Annotated in this window: 17 protein-coding genes and 1 pseudogene; 11 read left to right on the top strand and 7 right to left on the bottom strand. The window is 72.0% G+C overall.

The window, feature by feature from the left end:
* Window positions 1–3: 3 nt before the first annotated feature.
* Window positions 4–1,194 carry an alpha/beta fold hydrolase gene (locus ACFY4A_RS08410; RefSeq protein ID WP_390828630.1) on the bottom strand — a complete coding sequence of 397 codons (1,191 nt, stop codon included), beginning with the start codon at window positions 1,192–1,194 and terminating at the stop codon, window positions 4–6.
* Between the two features lie 221 nt (window positions 1,195–1,415).
* On the opposite strand from ACFY4A_RS08410, the gene ACFY4A_RS08405 reads away from it, so the two are divergent.
* The 5 genes from ACFY4A_RS08405 (at window position 1,416) to ACFY4A_RS08385 (ending at window position 3,359) form a co-directional block, all read left to right on the top strand.
* Window positions 1,416–1,628: a hypothetical protein gene (locus ACFY4A_RS08405; RefSeq protein ID WP_376396741.1), complete on the top strand. Its 213-nt coding sequence runs from the start codon at window positions 1,416–1,418 to the stop codon at window positions 1,626–1,628.
* Between the two features lie 45 nt (window positions 1,629–1,673).
* The gene (locus ACFY4A_RS08400) at window positions 1,674–1,868 is read left to right on the top strand and encodes a hypothetical protein (RefSeq protein WP_390828629.1); all 195 of its coding nucleotides are present in this window, start codon (window positions 1,674–1,676) and stop codon (window positions 1,866–1,868) included.
* Complete coding sequence (locus ACFY4A_RS08395; RefSeq protein ID WP_390828628.1) at window positions 1,865–2,509, top strand: TetR/AcrR family transcriptional regulator; 645 nt, start codon at window positions 1,865–1,867, stop codon at window positions 2,507–2,509. Before ACFY4A_RS08400 ends, ACFY4A_RS08395 begins: the two co-directional genes overlap by 4 nt.
* 174 nt (window positions 2,510–2,683) lie before the next feature.
* Window positions 2,684–2,911, top strand: a complete 228-nt coding sequence (locus tag ACFY4A_RS08390) for a DUF3107 domain-containing protein (RefSeq protein ID WP_062711803.1) — start codon at window positions 2,684–2,686, stop codon at window positions 2,909–2,911.
* A 178-nt stretch (window positions 2,912–3,089) separates the two neighbouring features.
* Window positions 3,090–3,359 carry a hypothetical protein gene (locus ACFY4A_RS08385; protein ID WP_390828627.1) on the top strand — a complete coding sequence of 90 codons (270 nt, stop codon included), beginning with the start codon at window positions 3,090–3,092 and terminating at the stop codon, window positions 3,357–3,359.
* Between the two features lie 47 nt (window positions 3,360–3,406).
* On the opposite strand, the gene ACFY4A_RS08380 is transcribed toward ACFY4A_RS08385, so the two are convergent.
* Window positions 3,407–4,153 carry a ferritin-like fold-containing protein gene (locus tag ACFY4A_RS08380; protein ID WP_390828626.1) on the bottom strand — a complete coding sequence of 249 codons (747 nt, stop codon included), beginning with the start codon at window positions 4,151–4,153 and terminating at the stop codon, window positions 3,407–3,409.
* Between the two features lie 490 nt (window positions 4,154–4,643).
* Here ACFY4A_RS08380 and ACFY4A_RS08375 point away from each other — a divergent pair, with 490 nt between their 5' ends.
* Together ACFY4A_RS08375 and ACFY4A_RS08370 are read left to right on the top strand one after the other, a co-directional pair.
* On the top strand, window positions 4,644–7,469 hold the full coding sequence (locus ACFY4A_RS08375) for a DEAD/DEAH box helicase (RefSeq protein ID WP_390828625.1): 2,826 nt from the start codon (window positions 4,644–4,646) through the stop codon (window positions 7,467–7,469).
* Between the two features lie 176 nt (window positions 7,470–7,645).
* A complete protein-coding gene (locus ACFY4A_RS08370; protein WP_390828624.1) occupies window positions 7,646–8,548 on the top strand; it encodes an alpha/beta fold hydrolase in 903 nt (300 codons plus the stop codon).
* Here the strand turns inward: ACFY4A_RS08370 and ACFY4A_RS08365 are convergent.
* Complete coding sequence (locus ACFY4A_RS08365; RefSeq protein WP_390828623.1) at window positions 8,545–9,441, bottom strand: NYN domain-containing protein; 897 nt, start codon at window positions 9,439–9,441, stop codon at window positions 8,545–8,547. The genes ACFY4A_RS08370 and ACFY4A_RS08365 overlap by 4 nt on opposite strands.
* A gap of 195 nt (window positions 9,442–9,636) precedes the next feature.
* Between ACFY4A_RS08365 and ACFY4A_RS08360 the strand changes: the two genes are divergently transcribed.
* Window positions 9,637–9,789: a hypothetical protein gene (locus ACFY4A_RS08360; RefSeq protein ID WP_390828622.1), complete on the top strand. Its 153-nt coding sequence runs from the start codon at window positions 9,637–9,639 to the stop codon at window positions 9,787–9,789.
* A 73-nt stretch (window positions 9,790–9,862) separates the two neighbouring features.
* On the opposite strand, the pseudogene ACFY4A_RS08355 reads toward ACFY4A_RS08360, so the two are convergent.
* The 3 genes and pseudogenes from ACFY4A_RS08355 to ACFY4A_RS08345 form a co-directional block, all read right to left on the bottom strand.
* Window positions 9,863–10,186, bottom strand: a pseudogene (locus ACFY4A_RS08355) (MarC family protein); the annotation flags it as partial.
* Window positions 10,187–10,299: 113 nt separating this feature from the next.
* Window positions 10,300–11,157: a PHP domain-containing protein gene (locus ACFY4A_RS08350; protein ID WP_390828621.1), complete on the bottom strand. Its 858-nt coding sequence runs from the start codon at window positions 11,155–11,157 to the stop codon at window positions 10,300–10,302.
* 153 nt (window positions 11,158–11,310) lie between these two features.
* Window positions 11,311–11,952: a DUF6758 family protein gene (locus ACFY4A_RS08345; protein ID WP_390828620.1), complete on the bottom strand. Its 642-nt coding sequence runs from the start codon at window positions 11,950–11,952 to the stop codon at window positions 11,311–11,313.
* 149 nt (window positions 11,953–12,101) lie between these two features.
* On the opposite strand from ACFY4A_RS08345, the gene ACFY4A_RS08340 reads away from it, so the two are divergent.
* Window positions 12,102–13,394 (top strand): MFS transporter, encoded by a 1,293-nt coding sequence (locus ACFY4A_RS08340; RefSeq protein WP_390828619.1) that lies wholly within the window; start codon window positions 12,102–12,104, stop codon window positions 13,392–13,394.
* Between the two features lie 30 nt (window positions 13,395–13,424).
* On the opposite strand, the gene ACFY4A_RS08335 is transcribed toward ACFY4A_RS08340, so the two are convergent.
* A complete protein-coding gene (locus tag ACFY4A_RS08335) occupies window positions 13,425–14,009 on the bottom strand; it encodes a suppressor of fused domain protein (RefSeq protein WP_390828618.1) in 585 nt (194 codons plus the stop codon).
* A gap of 491 nt (window positions 14,010–14,500) precedes the next feature.
* On the opposite strand from ACFY4A_RS08335, the gene ACFY4A_RS08330 reads away from it, so the two are divergent.
* Together ACFY4A_RS08330 and ACFY4A_RS08325 are read left to right on the top strand one after the other, a co-directional pair.
* Window positions 14,501–15,619 carry a magnesium and cobalt transport protein CorA gene (locus tag ACFY4A_RS08330; RefSeq protein WP_390828617.1) on the top strand — a complete coding sequence of 373 codons (1,119 nt, stop codon included), beginning with the start codon at window positions 14,501–14,503 and terminating at the stop codon, window positions 15,617–15,619.
* A 22-nt stretch (window positions 15,620–15,641) separates the two neighbouring features.
* On the top strand, window positions 15,642–16,154 hold the full coding sequence (locus tag ACFY4A_RS08325; RefSeq protein WP_390828616.1) for a hypothetical protein: 513 nt from the start codon (window positions 15,642–15,644) through the stop codon (window positions 16,152–16,154).
* Window positions 16,155–16,171 lie beyond the last annotated feature (17 nt).

The following is a 16,171-nucleotide window of genomic DNA, read 5'->3' as shown; positions in this document are numbered from 1 at the left end:
CCCTCAGCCCCCCGCACCCGCGCGGAAGGAGGCTCCACCGCCGGCCTCCAAGCCGGAAGCACCGCCGACCGTCCCGGTACCCGGAGCGCCACCGCCGGTGTCCGCACCGGAGGCCCGGCCGGCCGTCTCGCCCGTGGAAGCCCCACGCTCGGCTTCGGCCCCGGCGGACTCGACGCCGGTCCGTGCGCCGCCCTCGGCCCCGGTGGCCGCTCCCGGTTCCGTCATCGATCCGGCCTCCAACTCTCCCGTGTCCAGCAGTAGTTCGCGGAACGCGGTAGCCACGGTCTCCGGGTACTCCATCATCGCCACATGGCCGGCGTCCGGCAGGGTGAGGAGACGGGAGCCGCGGAAGGCACGGGCCGCACGCTGGGCCATGCGGAAGCCGACGAGCTGGTCACGGCCGCCGTAGATCAGCAGCGTGGGCGCGAGGACCCGCTCGGCCTGCCGCCACAGGCCGTGCTGACCACCCAGCGTGTACGCGTCCACGATCCCGCGCGCGGAGCGCGACATCGCGTCCCAGAAGTATGGCAGTCGGAGCCTCCGCTCCATCTCCCACACCGCGTTGCGGAACCCCTCGGGCGTCACCCTCCCCGGGTCGCCGTAGCACAGGGCCATGACCCCGCGGACCCGCTGCTCCGCCGTCCACTCCCGGGTGAGCCGGTTGAACAGGGCGGTCACGCCGGGCACCGCGAGCAGGCCGGTCGGCACGGCGGTGCGCTGCACCCGGAGTTCGGGCAGCGCGGGCGAGACGAGCGTGAGCGTCCGCACGAGATCGGGCCGCAGCGCCGCGACACGTGTGGACACGGCGCCGCCCAGCGAGTTGCCCAGCAGGTGCACCGGGCCTCGGTCGGAGGCGTCCAGGAAGCGGATCACCGCACGCGCGTGTCCGGTGACGGAGTAGTCGCCGTCGTCCGGTGGCGGGGAATCGCCGAAGCCCGGCAGGTCGACCGCCTCGCCGTCGACGACACCGTCGAGCAGCGGCATCAGGGCGGACCAGTTCCGGGAGGAGCCACCGAGACCGTGCACGTACAGCGCGGGCGGCAGTCCCTCCCGCACGGGCGGCCGCGAGCGCACCGTCAGCGTGATGCCGGGCAGTTCGACCGAGCGCAGCCGTTCGCCCTCCTCGACCCCGACGGGCGTCACCCTCGGAAGAACGTTGGCGGGCGGCACGAAGGGCAGCTCGGTCGAAGACATGCGGGCAATGTTACGAGACGATCACGTAGTGACTCATGTGTTCGCCTGTGTCCGCCGTCACAGATTGTGCGCGCACAGGACCGCCGATCGGGTCGCGGATCGCATAGCGTCGCGATCGGGTGTCTCCTACGCTCATACAGAGGGCACCCGCACATGGCCCCTGCTCCTTCAGGGACACCCGCAGGGACATTCCGCAGCATTCCGCAGGAAGGGAGCCCAGCATGGCATTCGACCCCACCGATCCCGAGACGTTCGAGGACGACGACGCCACGGAGATCGCTGTCGAGGCCCCGGAGGGCGACGCCGCCGAGCAGCACGCGGACGTCGCGCCGGACCACGACGAACCCCTCACCGGGGACCCGGACCGCGCCAACGAGGCCGATCTCATCGAACAGGCGCGGGTCGTCTCCATCGACGAGGACGACTACCGGTGAGGGACGAGGCGTGCAAGGTGGCGCGTGAGGCGACGCTGGGGACGCATGACGGGAGAGACCGCCGCTGAGCAGGAGCAAAGCTTTGTGCCCACCTTGAGCCCGTTTAAAACCTTCTATGCCGCTTTTGTCGCCGTCCGGTCCGTGAAATCCTGCGCTCGCACCGCGCACACCACGGTTACCGAAAAGTACGATGGCGGCGCGGCGCACACCGCATGTGGACGACTTTGGGAGGCGGCGTGACAGCCATCGAGCAGACAGAGGCGGCACGCCCGCGAGGCACGCGCCTGCCGCGCCGTGCCCGACGGAACCAGCTGCTGGGCGCCGCCCAGGAAGTCTTCGTGGCACAGGGCTACCACGCGGCCGCCATGGACGACATCGCCGAGCGCGCCGGCGTCAGCAAGCCGGTGCTCTACCAGCACTTCCCGGGCAAGCTCGACCTCTACCTCGCACTGCTGGACCAGCACTGCGAGTCGCTCATCCAGTCGGTACGGGGCGCGCTCGCCTCGACCACCGACAACAAGCAGCGCGTGCGCGCCACGATGGACGCGTACTTCGCCTACGTCGAGGACGACGGCGGCGCCTTCCGGCTGGTCTTCGAGTCGGACCTGACCAACGAGCCGGCGGTGCGCGAGCGCGTCGACAAGGTCACCAACGAGTGCGCCGAGGCGATCTGCGACGTCATCGCGGAGGACACCGGGCTCTCGCGCGCGGAGTCGATGCTGCTGGCCTCGGGCCTCGGCGGACTCGCCCAGGTGGTGGCCCGCTCCTGGCTGCACAGCGACCGCAGCGTCCCGCGCGACCAGGCGGTCCAGCTGCTGGCGTCCCTGGCGTGGCGCGGTATCGCAGGTTTCCCGCTGCACGGCGCCGAGCAGCACCACTGAGCCCCAGCGGCACCACCGCACCCCGCCGGGGCACCGCCATACGAGGGTTCTGTTCCCACGGCTGTTCGCTCCTGGCGTTCCCGGGCCGAGCGTGTTCGTCCCCTCACCGGGCTAATGTGTGCTGGTACGGCGCGGAAGGTCGCGCACTTCACTGACCGTCGGAGGGACATAGCCGTGGAGGTCAAGATCGGCGTGCAGCACGCGCCCCGCGAGATCGTTCTGGAGAGCGGTCAGAGTGCCGAGGAGGTCGAGCGGGCGGTGTCCGAGGCGCTGGCCGGGAAGTCGCAGCTGCTGACCCTCGTCGACGAGCACGGCCGCAAGGTGCTGGTCCCGGCCGACCGCCTCGCGTACGTCGAGCTCGGTGAGCCGGCCCCGCGCAAGGTGGGCTTCGGCGCGCTGTAGTCGCTGCGCCATGGACGACGGGAGGGGCCCGGCGGTGGAGAGCCGCCGGGCCCCTTCCGCGTTCCCTGTTCACGGCCGGCGCACAATCCGCTCACAGGGAGGGTTGCATTCCGCAGGTCAGGGGTATGACCGGCTACGACCGCCAGGCACGGGCCGATCGTGTGGGATGGGAATCAACATGTTCTTGGAAACGCTCGGCTCCGCGCTGATCGGTCTGCTGCTGGGCTGGACCACGTTCCACCGCCTGTCCCACCGTCTGCCGTCCCGTCTCCTGGTGCAGTCGACCGGTGTCGCGGGGGCTCTCTTCGGTGGCTTCGTCACGCACAGCGCACTGGGCTCCGGCGGCCTGCTGCCGACGCTGCTCGGCGCGGTGGTCGTCTCGGCCGCCTCGCTGTCCCTGCTGGTGCGCCCCGCGGGAAGACTGCGCCGACGGTCGGCGCCGGCCTGATCCGACGCCGACGGCGGCGCACCCCCTGACAACGCCTCCGGGCAGGCCTACGCGGCCAGCCCCAGCGCGGCCATCCGCTTGGTGTGAGCCTCCGTGATCCGGGAGAACATCCGGCCGACCTCGGCGAGGTCGAAGCCGTCCGCGACGCCGCCGACGAGCATCGTGGACAGCGCGTCCCGGTCGGCCACGACCCGCTGGGACTGAGACAGGGCCTCGCCCATCAGCCGCCGCGCCCACAGCGCGAGCCGGCCGCCCACGCGCGGGTCCGCGTCGATCGCCGCGCGCACCTTCTCCACCGCGAAGCCGGCGTGCCCGGTGTCGTCCAGGACGGCCAGGACCAGCTCGCGCGTGTCGGAGTCCAGGCGGACGGCGACCTCACGGTAGAAGTCGCTGGCGATCGAGTCGCCGACGTAGGCCTTGACGAGCCCTTCCAGCCAGTCCGAGGGCGCCGTCTGCCTGTGGAAGCCGTCGAGCGCGGCGACGAACGGCTCCATCGCGAGCGTCGGCTCCTCGCCGATCTCCGTGAGCCGGTCGCGCAGCCGCTCGAAGTGGTGGAACTCGGCCGACGCCATCTTCGCCAGCTCGGCCTTGTCCGCGAGGGTGGGCGCCAGCTTGGCGTCCTCCGCGAGCCGTTCGAACGCCGCGAGCTCTCCGTACGCGAGGGCGCCGAGCAGGTCCACGACCGCGGCGCGGTACTGCGGGTCGGCGGCGGCCGTCGCCCAGTCCTGGGCGGCGATGCGGGTGTGTTCGGCGGGCGCGTCGGAGACGTTGTCAGACTTGTCAGAGCTCGTCATGAAGCGCACAATAGCCCGCTCTCCGCGCCTGCGAAGGACCTGGTCAACCAGTGTGACGACGACTACGTGACCGAATCGGCCATCGCGTGTGCGCGTTTCCGGGGTATGGTGGTAATGCGCCTGCTGAGTACGCCGACGTGTTTCGGCGTACGTCGACAGGCCGCACGCATGAGGATGCCCGGTCGGTGGCCCGATCGGCTCCGACCCGACAGCCCTCCCTGACCGTACGGCACTGTGCGTACGACGATCGGAGGGACCTCCGAGCGGTTCGAGCGCTAGAGCGTCGGCTGTGGTCCCGTGCCACACGGCCCGCCCGCGTGGGCGGCCGACGTCCCCGGCACGGTCAGACACGACCCCCGCGCTCGCCTCGCACCGCGCACACAGAAGAGGCAGCACCCTGACTACGACGTTCCGAGAACTCGGGATCCTCCCCGAGACCGCCGAGGCCCTGGAAGCCGTCGGCATCACCACTCCCTTCCCCATCCAGGAGATGACGCTGCCCGTGGCCCTGACGGGCACGGACGTCATCGGCCAGGCCAAGACCGGCACCGGCAAGACGCTCGGCTTCGGCCTTCCGCTCCTCGAGCGCGTCACCGTCCCCGCCGACGTCGAGGCGGGCCGCGCGCAGCCCGAGGCCCTCACCGACACCCCGCAGGCGCTCGTCGTCGTCCCCACGCGCGAGCTGTGCGTCCAGGTCACCAACGACCTGCTGACCGCGGGCAAGGTGCGCAACGTACGCGTCACCGCGATCTACGGCGGCCGTGCGTACGAGCCCCAGGTGGATGCCCTGAAGAAGGGCGTCGACGTGGTCGTCGGCACCCCGGGCCGCCTGCTGGACCTCGCCGGCCAGAAGAAGCTGAACCTGAAGCACGTCAAGTGCCTGGTGCTCGACGAGGCCGACGAGATGCTCGACCTGGGCTTCCTGCCCGACGTCGAGAAGATCATCGACATGCTGCCGGTCAGGCGGCAGACCATGCTGTTCTCGGCCACCATGCCGGGCGCGGTCATCGGTCTGGCCCGTCGCTACATGTCGCAGCCGACGCACATCCGCGCCACCGCGCCGGACGACGAGGGCGCGACGGTCGCGAACATCAAGCAGTTCGTCTACCGCGCGCACTCGCTCGACAAGCCGGAGCTGGTCGCCCGCATCCTCCAGGCCGAGGGCCGCGGACTCGCGATGATCTTCTGCCGGACGAAGCGCACGGCCGCCGACATCGCCGAGCAGCTCCAGCGCCGCGGCTTCGCCTCCGGCTCGGTCCACGGCGACCTCGGCCAGGGCGCCCGCGAGCAGGCGCTGCGCGCCTTCCGCAACGGCAAGGTCGACGTGCTCGTCTGCACCGACGTCGCCGCGCGCGGCATCGACGTCGAGGGCGTCACACACGTCGTCAACTACCAGTCGCCCGAGGAGGAGAAAACGTACCTGCACCGCATCGGCCGTACGGGCCGCGCGGGCGCGAAGGGTACGGCGATCACGCTCGTCGACTGGGACGACATCCCGCGCTGGCAGCTCATCAACAAGGCGCTGGACCTGGACTTCAACGATCCGGTCGAGACGTACTCCACCTCGCCACACCTCTTCGCCGAGCTGGGCATCCCTGCGGGCACCAAGGGGGTCCTGCCGCGCTCGGAGCGCACCCGCGCCGGACTGGAGGCGGAGGAGCTGGAGGACCTCGGCGAGACCGGCGGTCGCGGTGGCCGGGGCGGCCGGAGCGAGGCACGCCCGGCGGACCGTGAGCGCTCCGCGGACCGTGAGCGCCCGGCGCGTACGCCGCGCCGCCGGCGCCGCACCCGTGGCGGCGCGCTGGTGGACTCGGCACCGGTGACGCCGGCCGACGCCGTGCCGGTCGAGTCCACGGTCACGGAAGAGGCACCCGCCACGCGCACCCCGCGCCGTCGGCGCCGTCTGCGCGCCGGTGCGCCTACCCAGCCGGTGACGGCCGACGAGCCGACGACACCGTCCGAGCGCGTTGAACTCGCCGAGGCCGCGGTGACGACGGCCGAGGGCCCCGCCCTCGACGCCACCGAGGCGCCCGCGGAGCCGCGCCGCCGACGCACCCGCAAGTCGGCGGAGCCGTCGGTCACGACGGCCCCGGCCGAGACCGCGACCGAGGTCGCCCCGGAACCGGCGGCTCCGGCCGAGACCACCGCCGAGACGGCCCTGGACACCGCCGAGACGGCCCTGGACACGGCCGAGTCCACCACGGACCAGCCGGAGACCAAGCCCCGCCGCCGCACCCGCAAGGCGGCGACCGCGCCCGAGGCCGTGGCGGACACCGCCGAAGGCGTCGCCGACGAGACGGAGACCAAGCCCCGCCGCCGGACCCGCAAGACCGCCGAGACGGCCGACGCACCCGTCACCGACGAGGCCGCGGCAGCCAAGCCCCGCCGCACCCGCAAGGCCACGGCCACCACGGCGGAAGCCGCCATGGACACCGCCATGGACACCGCCGAGGGCATCGTCGACGAGGCAGAGACCAAGCCCCGCCGACGCACCCGCAAGGCCACGGCCGCCGCGGTCGCCACGGACGCGCCGGAAGCCGCCGCCGAGGCCAAGCCGCGCCGGACCCGCAAGGCCACGGCCACCACGGCGGAAGCCGCCATGGACACCGCCGAGGGCACCGTCGACGAGGCAGAGACCAAGCCCCGCCGACGCACCCGCAAGGCCACGGCCGCCGCGGTCGCCACGGACGCGCCGGAAGCCGCCGTCGAGGCCAAGCCGCGCCGGACCCGCAAGGCCGCCGCCGAGACGGTCACCGCGGAGATCCCGGCGCAGGTGGCCGACGGGCCGGACAGCACCGCCGAGGCGGCGGTCGACACCGCCGAGGGTGCGGAGGCCAAGCCCCGCCGCCGCACCCGCAAGGCGGCGACCGCGCCCGAGGCCGTGGCGGACACCGCCGAAGGCGTCGCCGACGAGGCGGAGACCAAGCTCCGCCGCCGGACCCGCAAGACCGCCGAGACGGCCGACGCACCCGTCACCGACGAGGCCGCGGCAGCCAAGCCCCGCCGCACCCGCAAGGCCACGGCCACCACGGCGGAAGCCGCCATGGACACCGCCGAGGCCAAGCCGCGCCGCACCCGGAAGGCGGTCGCGGCGACGGCGGAGGCGGAGGCGGAGGCCAAGCCCCGCCGCAGGACCCGCAAGGCCGCCGAGGCCCCTGCGGAGGCCGTCGACGTGGCCGGGAGCACGGCCGCCGAGCCGAAGCCGCGCCGTACGCGCAAGACGGCGGCCACCGCCAAGGCAACGGTGGACGCCGCCGAGATCCCGGCGCAGACCACCGGGAAGACCGCCGCCGCGGTGGAGTCCACGGAGGCCTGATCCGGCGCCCCGGGCGCCCGTACGACCCGACGGCCCGGCCCACTCCGTGTGGGACCGGGCCGCCGGCGTACGCGGCGGGACCCGGCCGGTTCACTCCGACCGCCCGACCGTCAACAGGTTCACCCGAACTGCCGTCCCGGTGCCCCCGAAGGCGCCGTGCCCGATAGCCTCGGCGCATGAGCAGGCCTCCTACGTTCGTCCCGCCGCCGGGGGCGCGCGCCTACCGGCTGCGCACCGCGCGCGGCGAGTTCGCCGTGGTCGACGCGCCCGTGGCAACCGGTGCCGAGCCGCGGGGCACCGCGCTGCTGCTGCCGGGGTTCACCGGGAGCAAGGAGGACTTCAACCCGCTGCACGTGCCGCTCGCGGCGCGCGGGTACCGCACGGTGGCCGTGGACGGCCGCGGGCAGTTCGAGTCGGACGGGCCGGTGGACGACGACTCCGCGTACGCCCAGAGGGAACTCGCCCGGGACGTCCTCGCGCAGGCGGAGGCGCTCGGCACGCCGCTGCATCTGCTGGGGCACTCGCTCGGCGGGCAGATCGCCCGCGCGGCCGTGCTCCTGGACCACTCCCCCTTCGTCTCCCTCACCCTGATGGCCTCCGGCCCGGCGCAGATCTCCGTCTCCCAGCAGCAGCGCGTGAAACTGCTGCGGGACGCGCTCGGCGTGATGTCGATGGCCGAGGTGTGGGAGGTCATCCAGGCGATGGAGCCGCCCGAGGAAACCGACACCGGCGCCGGACTCGACGCGGGCCCGGACGACCGCGCCGACCTGCGTCGCCGTTGGCTGTCCCACAAGCCCGCCCAACTCCTGGCAACCGGGCTCCAGTTGTGCACCGAGCCGGACCGCGTCGCCGAACTCGCCGTCCTGCCGCTGCCGTTCCACGCGCTCTCGGGCGCACGGGACGACACCTGGCCCCTGCCACTCCTGGACGACATGGCCCGGCGGCTGGGAGCCCGGCGCACGGTCGTCGAGGGGGCCGAGCACTCCCCCAACTGCGACCAGCCGCTCGCCACCGCCCGCGCTGTCGCCGACTTCTGGGACACCGCCATCGAACGGCCGGAAGGCCGGACGGCCGGCTAGAACTGCCCCTGAAGGTGCTCCCAGAAGCCGTCCCGCAGCGCGCGCCGCAGGTCCGCCTGGCCGCGCAGGGAGTACTGGAGGATGCCCTCGGCCTCGACCAGCAGGTCCTGGTCCACCGACCCCGGCAGATACGGATGCCCGGGGAGCAGTTCCGCCAGGGTCTCGCGGCCGCGCGCCGCGAGCCACTTGGCGGCGATCTGCGCACCCACGAAGCGGACGTTCTCGCGGGTCGGGCGGGCCGTCTGGGCGGGGTCGTACGCGGGTGCGGTGCGCCGGGAGACGTAGGGCTTGAAGAACTCGAGGTCGAGGGTGCGCTGGCTGTCGACCTCCCAGAGCAGCGGCTCGGCCTGGTTGCGGGCGTCGGGGGCCTCGATGCCCCACAGGTGCACCCGGGCGCCGTAGCCCTGGGCGGCCTCCACCGCGGAGACCAGGTCCTCGTCGCCGCCGAGCAGGGCCGCGTCGCTGATGGCGCGGTGCCGGGCCAGTGACTCCAGGTCCGTGCGGATGAGGGAGTCCACGCCCTTCTGCTGGTTGTTGGCGTTGAGGTTGCCCAGGCGGACCTTGACGTCCGGCAGTTCGGCGATCGACTGCTGCTCGGCGGTGTGTATGCGGCGCCGGGCGCCGTCGTACCAGTAGACGCGCAGCAGCCGGCTGTCGGCGAAGACGGTGCGGGCCCGGTCGATGAGCGCGTCGATCAGCCCCTCGGCGTCCAGGTCGAAGGCGCGGCGGTCCTCCGTCCCGGCCACGAGCCGCCCCGCCGCCGCGTAGAGGTACCCGGCGTCGACGAAGATCGCATGGGTCGAGGGCGTCTTCGCCACCTCGGCGAGCATGCGTTCCAGCAACTCGTTCGTGCGGTCGATACGGACGGACAGCGCCGCGAGGTCATCGTTCATCGCCCTCCATTGTCCCGGTGGTCACGCTGCGAACACAACCGGTCCCGGTCGGTCAATTGAAGCTGCCTTAGCGGTCACTGATTAGATGCTCGAAAAATTTCTTTAGCGTAGGGAATGTTTGCACTGTGCAGCTCGTTGTGCACGGGTGAAGCCAGTAGTTCTCCTCAGGAGGATGACCAGACGAAGGGAGAGGCAATGCGCTTCGAAATCATGCGACTCGACGAGGTCGACGGCACGCCCGTGGACTGCACCGTCGTGGACGCCGCCTCCGTCAACCGGATCGTTCAGCAGGCCGCCGCCGTAGGACAGCGGCTGTGGATCCGACCGGCCGTGACCACGGCCTCATAACCGACGCGGACCACCGCAGAAGCTTCGAAGCCCCCGTACGGCTGCCGTACGGGGGCTTCGCGCACGTGGGCGCTCAGGCGCCCTGGATCACCTGCCGGACCCCGTTGATGATCTGCTGCACGGCGATCGCGGAGAGCATCATGCCCGCCAGCCGCGTCACCAGGACCACGCCGCCGTCCTTGATGACCCGGATGATCAGCAGCGAGTAGCGCATGACCAGCCACAGCACCACGTGGATCGCGAGGATGGCCGACCACACCGAGACCTGGCTCGCCACGCTGCCGGCCTTCTCCACGGCGAGGATGACGGACACGATCGCACCGGGACCGGCCAGCAGCGGCATGCCGAGCGGGACCAGCGCGACGTTGACGTCCTTGGTCTGCTTGGGTTCGTCCGTGACAAAAAGGGTGAGGAACAGAGAGCCGAAGACGGCAGCGTCGAACATCGGTGAACAGGCCTTGGGAAAGAGACTTGCGGAAGAGAACTGACGTGAGCGTGGGGAGGCGGGCCTCAGACCCCGCCGGCCCCCGGCACCGGGAACGCCCCGGTGGCCCGCCGCGTGATCTCCCCGTACACGTCGGGATGCGTCGTGAACTCACCGAGCGAGACGGTCTTCCGGCTGCCGTGGTAGTCGCTGGAGCCGGTCGCGAGCAGCCCCAGTTCGCCGGCCAGCCCGCGCAGCCGCGCACGGGTGTCGGCGTCGTGGTCCATGTGGTCGACCTCGATGCCGTCGAGCCCGGCCGCGGCCATCTCGGCGATGCGGGACTCCGGCACCGTACGACCCCGCTTGGCCGCCGCCGGGTGGGCGAAGACACACACTCCGCCCGCGCCCTTGACCAGCCGGATCGCCTCGAAGGGGTCCGTCTCGTGCTTCTCGACCCAGGCCCGGCCGCCGTCGGCCAGCCAGTCCTCGGTGAAGGCGTCGCTCACGGTGGGCACGACGCCGAGCTCGACCAGCGCCGAGGCGATGTGCGGCCGCCCGACCGAGCCGGCGCCCGCGATCCGCGCGACCTGCTCCCAGGTGACCGGCACGCCCAGCGCGTTCAGCTTGGCGATCATGGCCTTGGCCCGCGGCACCCGGTCGTCGCGGACCAGCTCGCGCTCGGCGAGCAGGCCGGGCTCCGCGGGGTCGAAGAGGTAGGCCAGCAGGTGCATGCTGATGCCGTCGACACGGCAGGAGAGCTCGGCACCGGTGACGAGGGTGAGTCCCTCCGGGAGCGCGGCGATCGCCTCGGCGTGTCCGCGGGTGGTGTCGTGATCGGTCAGCGCGACGACGTCCAGACCCGCTGCGGCGGCGTTGCGCACCAGCTCGGCCGGGGTGTCCGTGCCGTCGGACGCGCTGGAGTGGGTGTGCAGATCGATGCGCACGACACGGACTCCAGGCTCTGACGGGACGGAAGGGGACACCCCAGGATAACGGGCGCCCGCGGGTGCCCTGTCACACCCGGGGAAGCCGAGCACCCCCTACAGAGATCCGCGCACCACCTACGACTCGCGCACCCCACGGCGGCTCGCGACCCCCTACGGATGGAGCAGTCGCGGCGACAGCGCCCCGAACGGAACCAGTTCGAGTTCGGCGCCCGCGTCCCGCAGGTCGGCCAGCACCAGCTCGTCGTACATCAGCAGCCCGGACCGCTCCGGCCACACCACCGCCCACAGCCACAGCCCGCACGCCTCGCCCGCGAAGACGGCACGGTCGTCCGGGGCGCCGGAGACGTGCCACAGCGGGGTGGGGCGGCCGCCGGCCAGGACCTTGGCGTCGGGCGGCTTCTCCACGTCCAGGTAGGTGCCGGGGTCCGGGCCGTCGATGCCGGCGTAGCGCGCGCCGAGGCCGACGCCGAGTTCCTCGGCGACCAGAATGAGTTCACCCATGCCACCGAGCGGCCCGGGTCCGGAACAGGCCACGGCCGTGGCACGGCCGCCGCTGCGGTCGTCACCGGCGTAGGCCACGCCGGTGAACAGCCAGCCGACCGGCAGGGGCCACGGCATCCACACCGGCACCTGGGTGCGCTGCACCACGACACCGAGGGCCTCGACGCTGGGCGGGACCACGGGCTGCAGCGGATACACGGTCCCGTGCACGTCGCACTGCCAGGAATCGCTGAAGAGTCCGGGAGCCCTGACCCGGCCACCGCACTTCGGGCAACTGGGTTCGCCCCTCATAGGGCCCCACGGTCCTACCCCGGCAGCGCCACGTCAAGGACGATCACCCGTCCGGACCGGGGACCCGGCCAGGACCAACTAGATGCATGTTGCATCAATTAGGGTAGCTAACTTATTATGTGTAAACAGCAACGATCGGAAGGAGCAGCATGCGCAGCAGTACAGGAGGTCCCGCGGAGGGCGACCCGTTCGACGCGGGAGCGGGAAGCATCCTGCGGCAGCCCAGGGCGGTCTGGGCGACGGCCGGCGCGTCCGTCGTCGCCTTCATGGGCATCGGACTCGTCGACCCGATCCTGCCCTCCATCGCCAAGGGCCTGAACGCCACCGCGAGCCAGGTCTCCCTGCTCTTCACCTCGTACTTCCTGATCACCGCCTTCGCGATGCTGGTGACCGGTTTCGTCTCCAGCCGCATCGGCGGCCGCAAGACCCTGCTGCTCGGCCTCGCCTTCGTGGTGGTCTTCGCCGGGTTCGCCGGCACCTCGGGCTCCGTCGCCCAGCTCGTCGGCTTCCGGGCCGGCTGGGGCCTCGGCAACGCGCTCTTCGTCTCCACCGCCCTCGCGGTCATCGTCGGCGCTGCGGCCGGCGGCAGCGCGGCGGCGATCCTGCTCTACGAGTCGGCGCTCGGCCTCGGCATGGCCTGCGGCCCGCTGCTCGGCGCACTGCTCGGCAACGCCAGCTGGCGCTATCCGTTCTTCGGCACCGCGTTCCTGATGGCCGTCGGCTTCCTGTGCATCACGGCGTTCCTGAAGGAGCAGCCGAAGCCCGCCCGCAAGACCTCCCTGCTGGACCCGGTCAAGGCGCTCGGTCACGGCGGCCTCGCCTCGGCGGCGGTCTCGGCGTTCTTCTACAACTACACGTTCTTCACCGTGCTGGCCTTCACGCCGTTCGTGCTGAACATGACCCCGTACAAGTCGGGTGCGGTGTTCTTCGCCTGGGGTGTGCTGCTCGCGCTGTTCTCGGTGGTGGTGGCGCCGCGCGTGCAGGCGCGGTTCGGTTCGCTGAAGGTGCTCGGCGGCTCGCTGGTGCTGCTGGCCGCCGACGTGGTCGTGCTCGGCTACGGCGACCACACCACCGCCGTCGTCTGCACCATCCTGTCCGGCGCCTTCATCGGCGTGAACAACACCGTCTACACCGAGCTGGCCCTCGGCGTGTCGGACGCCCCCCGTCCGGTGGCGAGCGCGGGCTACAACTTCGTGCGCTGGTTCGCCGCCGCCGCCGCGCCCTTCCTCGCGCCGAAGATCGCGGAGTGGACCGACATCCGCGTCCCGTTCGTGGTCGCGGGAGCGACCGCGGTGGTGGGCGCGACGGTGGTCGCCGTGCGGCGCAGGGCCCTCACCCTCCCCCAGGCTCTCGACTCCTCTCGAGCAGGGGGGACCCCCACCGCCGAGGAGCTGCAGCCGCGGCACGCCACCGAGGACAGCGTCACGGTCTTCGCCAACTGACGCCGACCGTCGGCCTGTTGGTGAGCTTGCTCACTCCAGCGGGACGGAACGGCGGGCAGGGTCCCGCAGGTCCGTCCCGTGGCTCAGCCAGCGCTCCCGCAGGGCCTGCGCGCCGTGCACCCGCTTCCAGGCGGCCTCGTTCGGGGTCATCGGCAGCAGCGGCAGGAACCGTACGGGGTCCAGCGGCTCGTCGAGTTCCAGGTCCTCCACCAGGCCGCCCGGCTCGGCCACCAGGACCGAGGTGAAGGGCGCGCCCGGCCACAGCGGCTCGCCCACGCCGAGCGAGGCGCCCGGCGCCACGACCACGCCCTCGACCTGCGGAGACGCCCCCAGTACGGCGAGCGGGCGCAGCACCTTGTCGGTGTCGGCGAGGCCGACGCGGACGGAGAGGACCAGCTCCGCGCGCGGCCCCTTGACCGGATCGGCGAGCAGCGCGGTGGGATCGGTCATGGGCCGGGCGGACATGCCGAGCGTGGCGTACCGGACGATGTCCCCCTCGTGGAAGCGCAGCACCTCCAGCCGGTCCGTGCCGAGGAAGGTGACCGCGGCACGGGCGTCCGGTTCACCCAGCGCGGAGCGCAACCGGGTCTCGACCAGAGGAAGAACATCAGCCATGCGGCGAGCATAGAACTCGTCAGCGGCAGGCAAAGCGGCGCCTTGACACACCGGGCTGCTGATACTCTTGGCCGGTCGTCCGGGGCAGCGCGCAACGGGGTGCCCCCCAGGTGTTCAGCCCTGGGGAGGCCGCGATCCGGCCCCGACGCCGATGGGACTCCCTTACGAGGGACCGGCCGGAGGAGGTGAGGCTGTCATGGATCGAAGTCGACCGTGCAGTAGCACCCGCTCTTCCCGCCGCTGATGTCGTCGCTCTGACTCCGGTCGGTCGCCACCTCTCGCGTTCGTGCCTCGCGCACGTCATACGGAAGAGCACTTCGTTTCGTTTGATCTGTCTGATCTGAACCAGTGACGAAGCTCACCACCGCGACGGTGCGGTGCTCCCCGCTTTGTGGACGTGCCAAACATCCCTGAGGCCACCACGTCCTCATTCCGGGCAGTTCCGACCGCCGTCGGCGGCCCCTCGTCGCTCGCTGCGAAGGAGCCCCGCCATGTCGATGATCCGCGACCTGCGTTCCGTGGTCCGCCCCTCCCGCACGGCCCCGCGCCAGGACGACGGCGCGTACGACACCACGCGCGACGACCCGGCGACGCCGTCGGCCGTCGTGGACTGCGCCGTCTACCGCGACGGCTCCCGTGTCCCGACCGACCGGCCGCTCACCCCGCAGGAGGCGATGCGTCAGGTGCGGCGCGACGGGGGCTTCGTGTGGATCGGCCTGCACGAGCCGACCGAGGCCGAGTTCGCCGGTATCGCCGGGGAGTTCGGGCTGCACCCACTGGCCGTGGAGGACGCGGTCACGGCCCACCAGCGGCCCAAGCTGGAGCGCTACGACGACACGCTCTTCACGGTCTTCAAGACCATCCACTACGTCGACCACGACGAGCTCACCGCCAACAGCGAGATCGTGGAGACCGGCGAGGTGATGTGCTTCACCGGCCGGGACTTCTTCATCACCGTCCGGCACGGCGGCCAGGGCTCGCTGCGCGCGCTGCGGCACCGCCTCCAGGACGACCCCGAGCTGCTGGCCAAGGGCCCCTCCGCCGTGCTGCACGCCATCGCCGACCACGTCGTCGACGGCTACATCGCGGTCGCGGACGCGTTGCAGGAGGACGTCGACGAGGTCGAGACGGAGGTGTTCTCGCCGGGCCGGGGCGGCACCCCGCGCGGCACCGACGCCGGCCGGATCTACCAACTCAAGCGCGAGGTGCTGGCGTTCAAGCGGGCGGTGTCGCCGCTGCTGCGGCCCATGCAGCTGCTGAGCGAGCGTCCGATGCGGCTGATCGACCCGGACATCCAGAAGTACTTCCGGGACGTGGCCGACCATGTGGCCCGCGTGCAGGAACAGGTCATCGGCTTCGACGAGCTGCTCAACTCCATCCTCCAGGCCAACCTGGCGCAGGCGTCCGTCGCCCAGAACGAGGACATGCGGAAGATCACGGCCTGGGCCGCGATCATCGCCGTACCGACGATGGTCTGCGGGGTGTACGGCATGAACTTCAAGTACATGCCCGAGCTGCACCTGAAGTACGGCTACCCGCTGATCTTGGCCGTCACGGCCGCGATCTGCCTGGGCATCCACCGCACGCTCAAGCGCAACGGCTGGCTGTGAGCGGGCTCGTTACTCTTCTGCCATGAACAGCGAGCTGCTCGACCAGGCCCTCGTCGAGGAGGCCACGAAGAAGTCCGGCCTCATCTGGGTCAAGGGCCCCGGCGTCCCGGCCCGTGCCCTGTGGCACGTCTGGCACGAGGGCGCCGCGTGCGTGGTGGGCGACGGGCCCGGCGAGCAGCCGCTGCCCGGACTGGCCGACGGGGCCGGCGCGGAGGTGACGGTGCGCAGCAAGGACAAGGGCGGCCGCCTGGTCACCTGGGCCGCGCGGGTCGTGGAGGTCGCGCCGGACTCCCCGCGGTGGCAGGAGGTGGCGGCCGAACTGAAGGGGAAGCGGCTCAACGCGCCCGACGGCGAGGCCATGACGGAGCGCTGGGCCCGCGAGTGCCGGGTGCTGCGCCTGGAGCCCACGGGGACGACCGCGCCACTGCCGGAGGGCTCGCTGGCCGAGGCACCGCTGCCGACACCGGCGACGACCCGCCGGCCGGTCCCGGACGGACTGCCGAGGCTGCTGGTGAAGAGACGGCGGCGGAAGTAGTCCCCACCCCGGCCCGG

The organism is Streptomyces sp. NPDC001292 (genome assembly GCF_042896465.1).
In the GTDB taxonomy this organism is placed as follows: Bacteria; Actinomycetota; Actinomycetes; order Streptomycetales; family Streptomycetaceae; genus Streptomyces.
The sequence above is the reverse complement of the archived record's forward strand: the minus strand, read 5'-3'. Positions and strand labels throughout refer to the sequence as shown.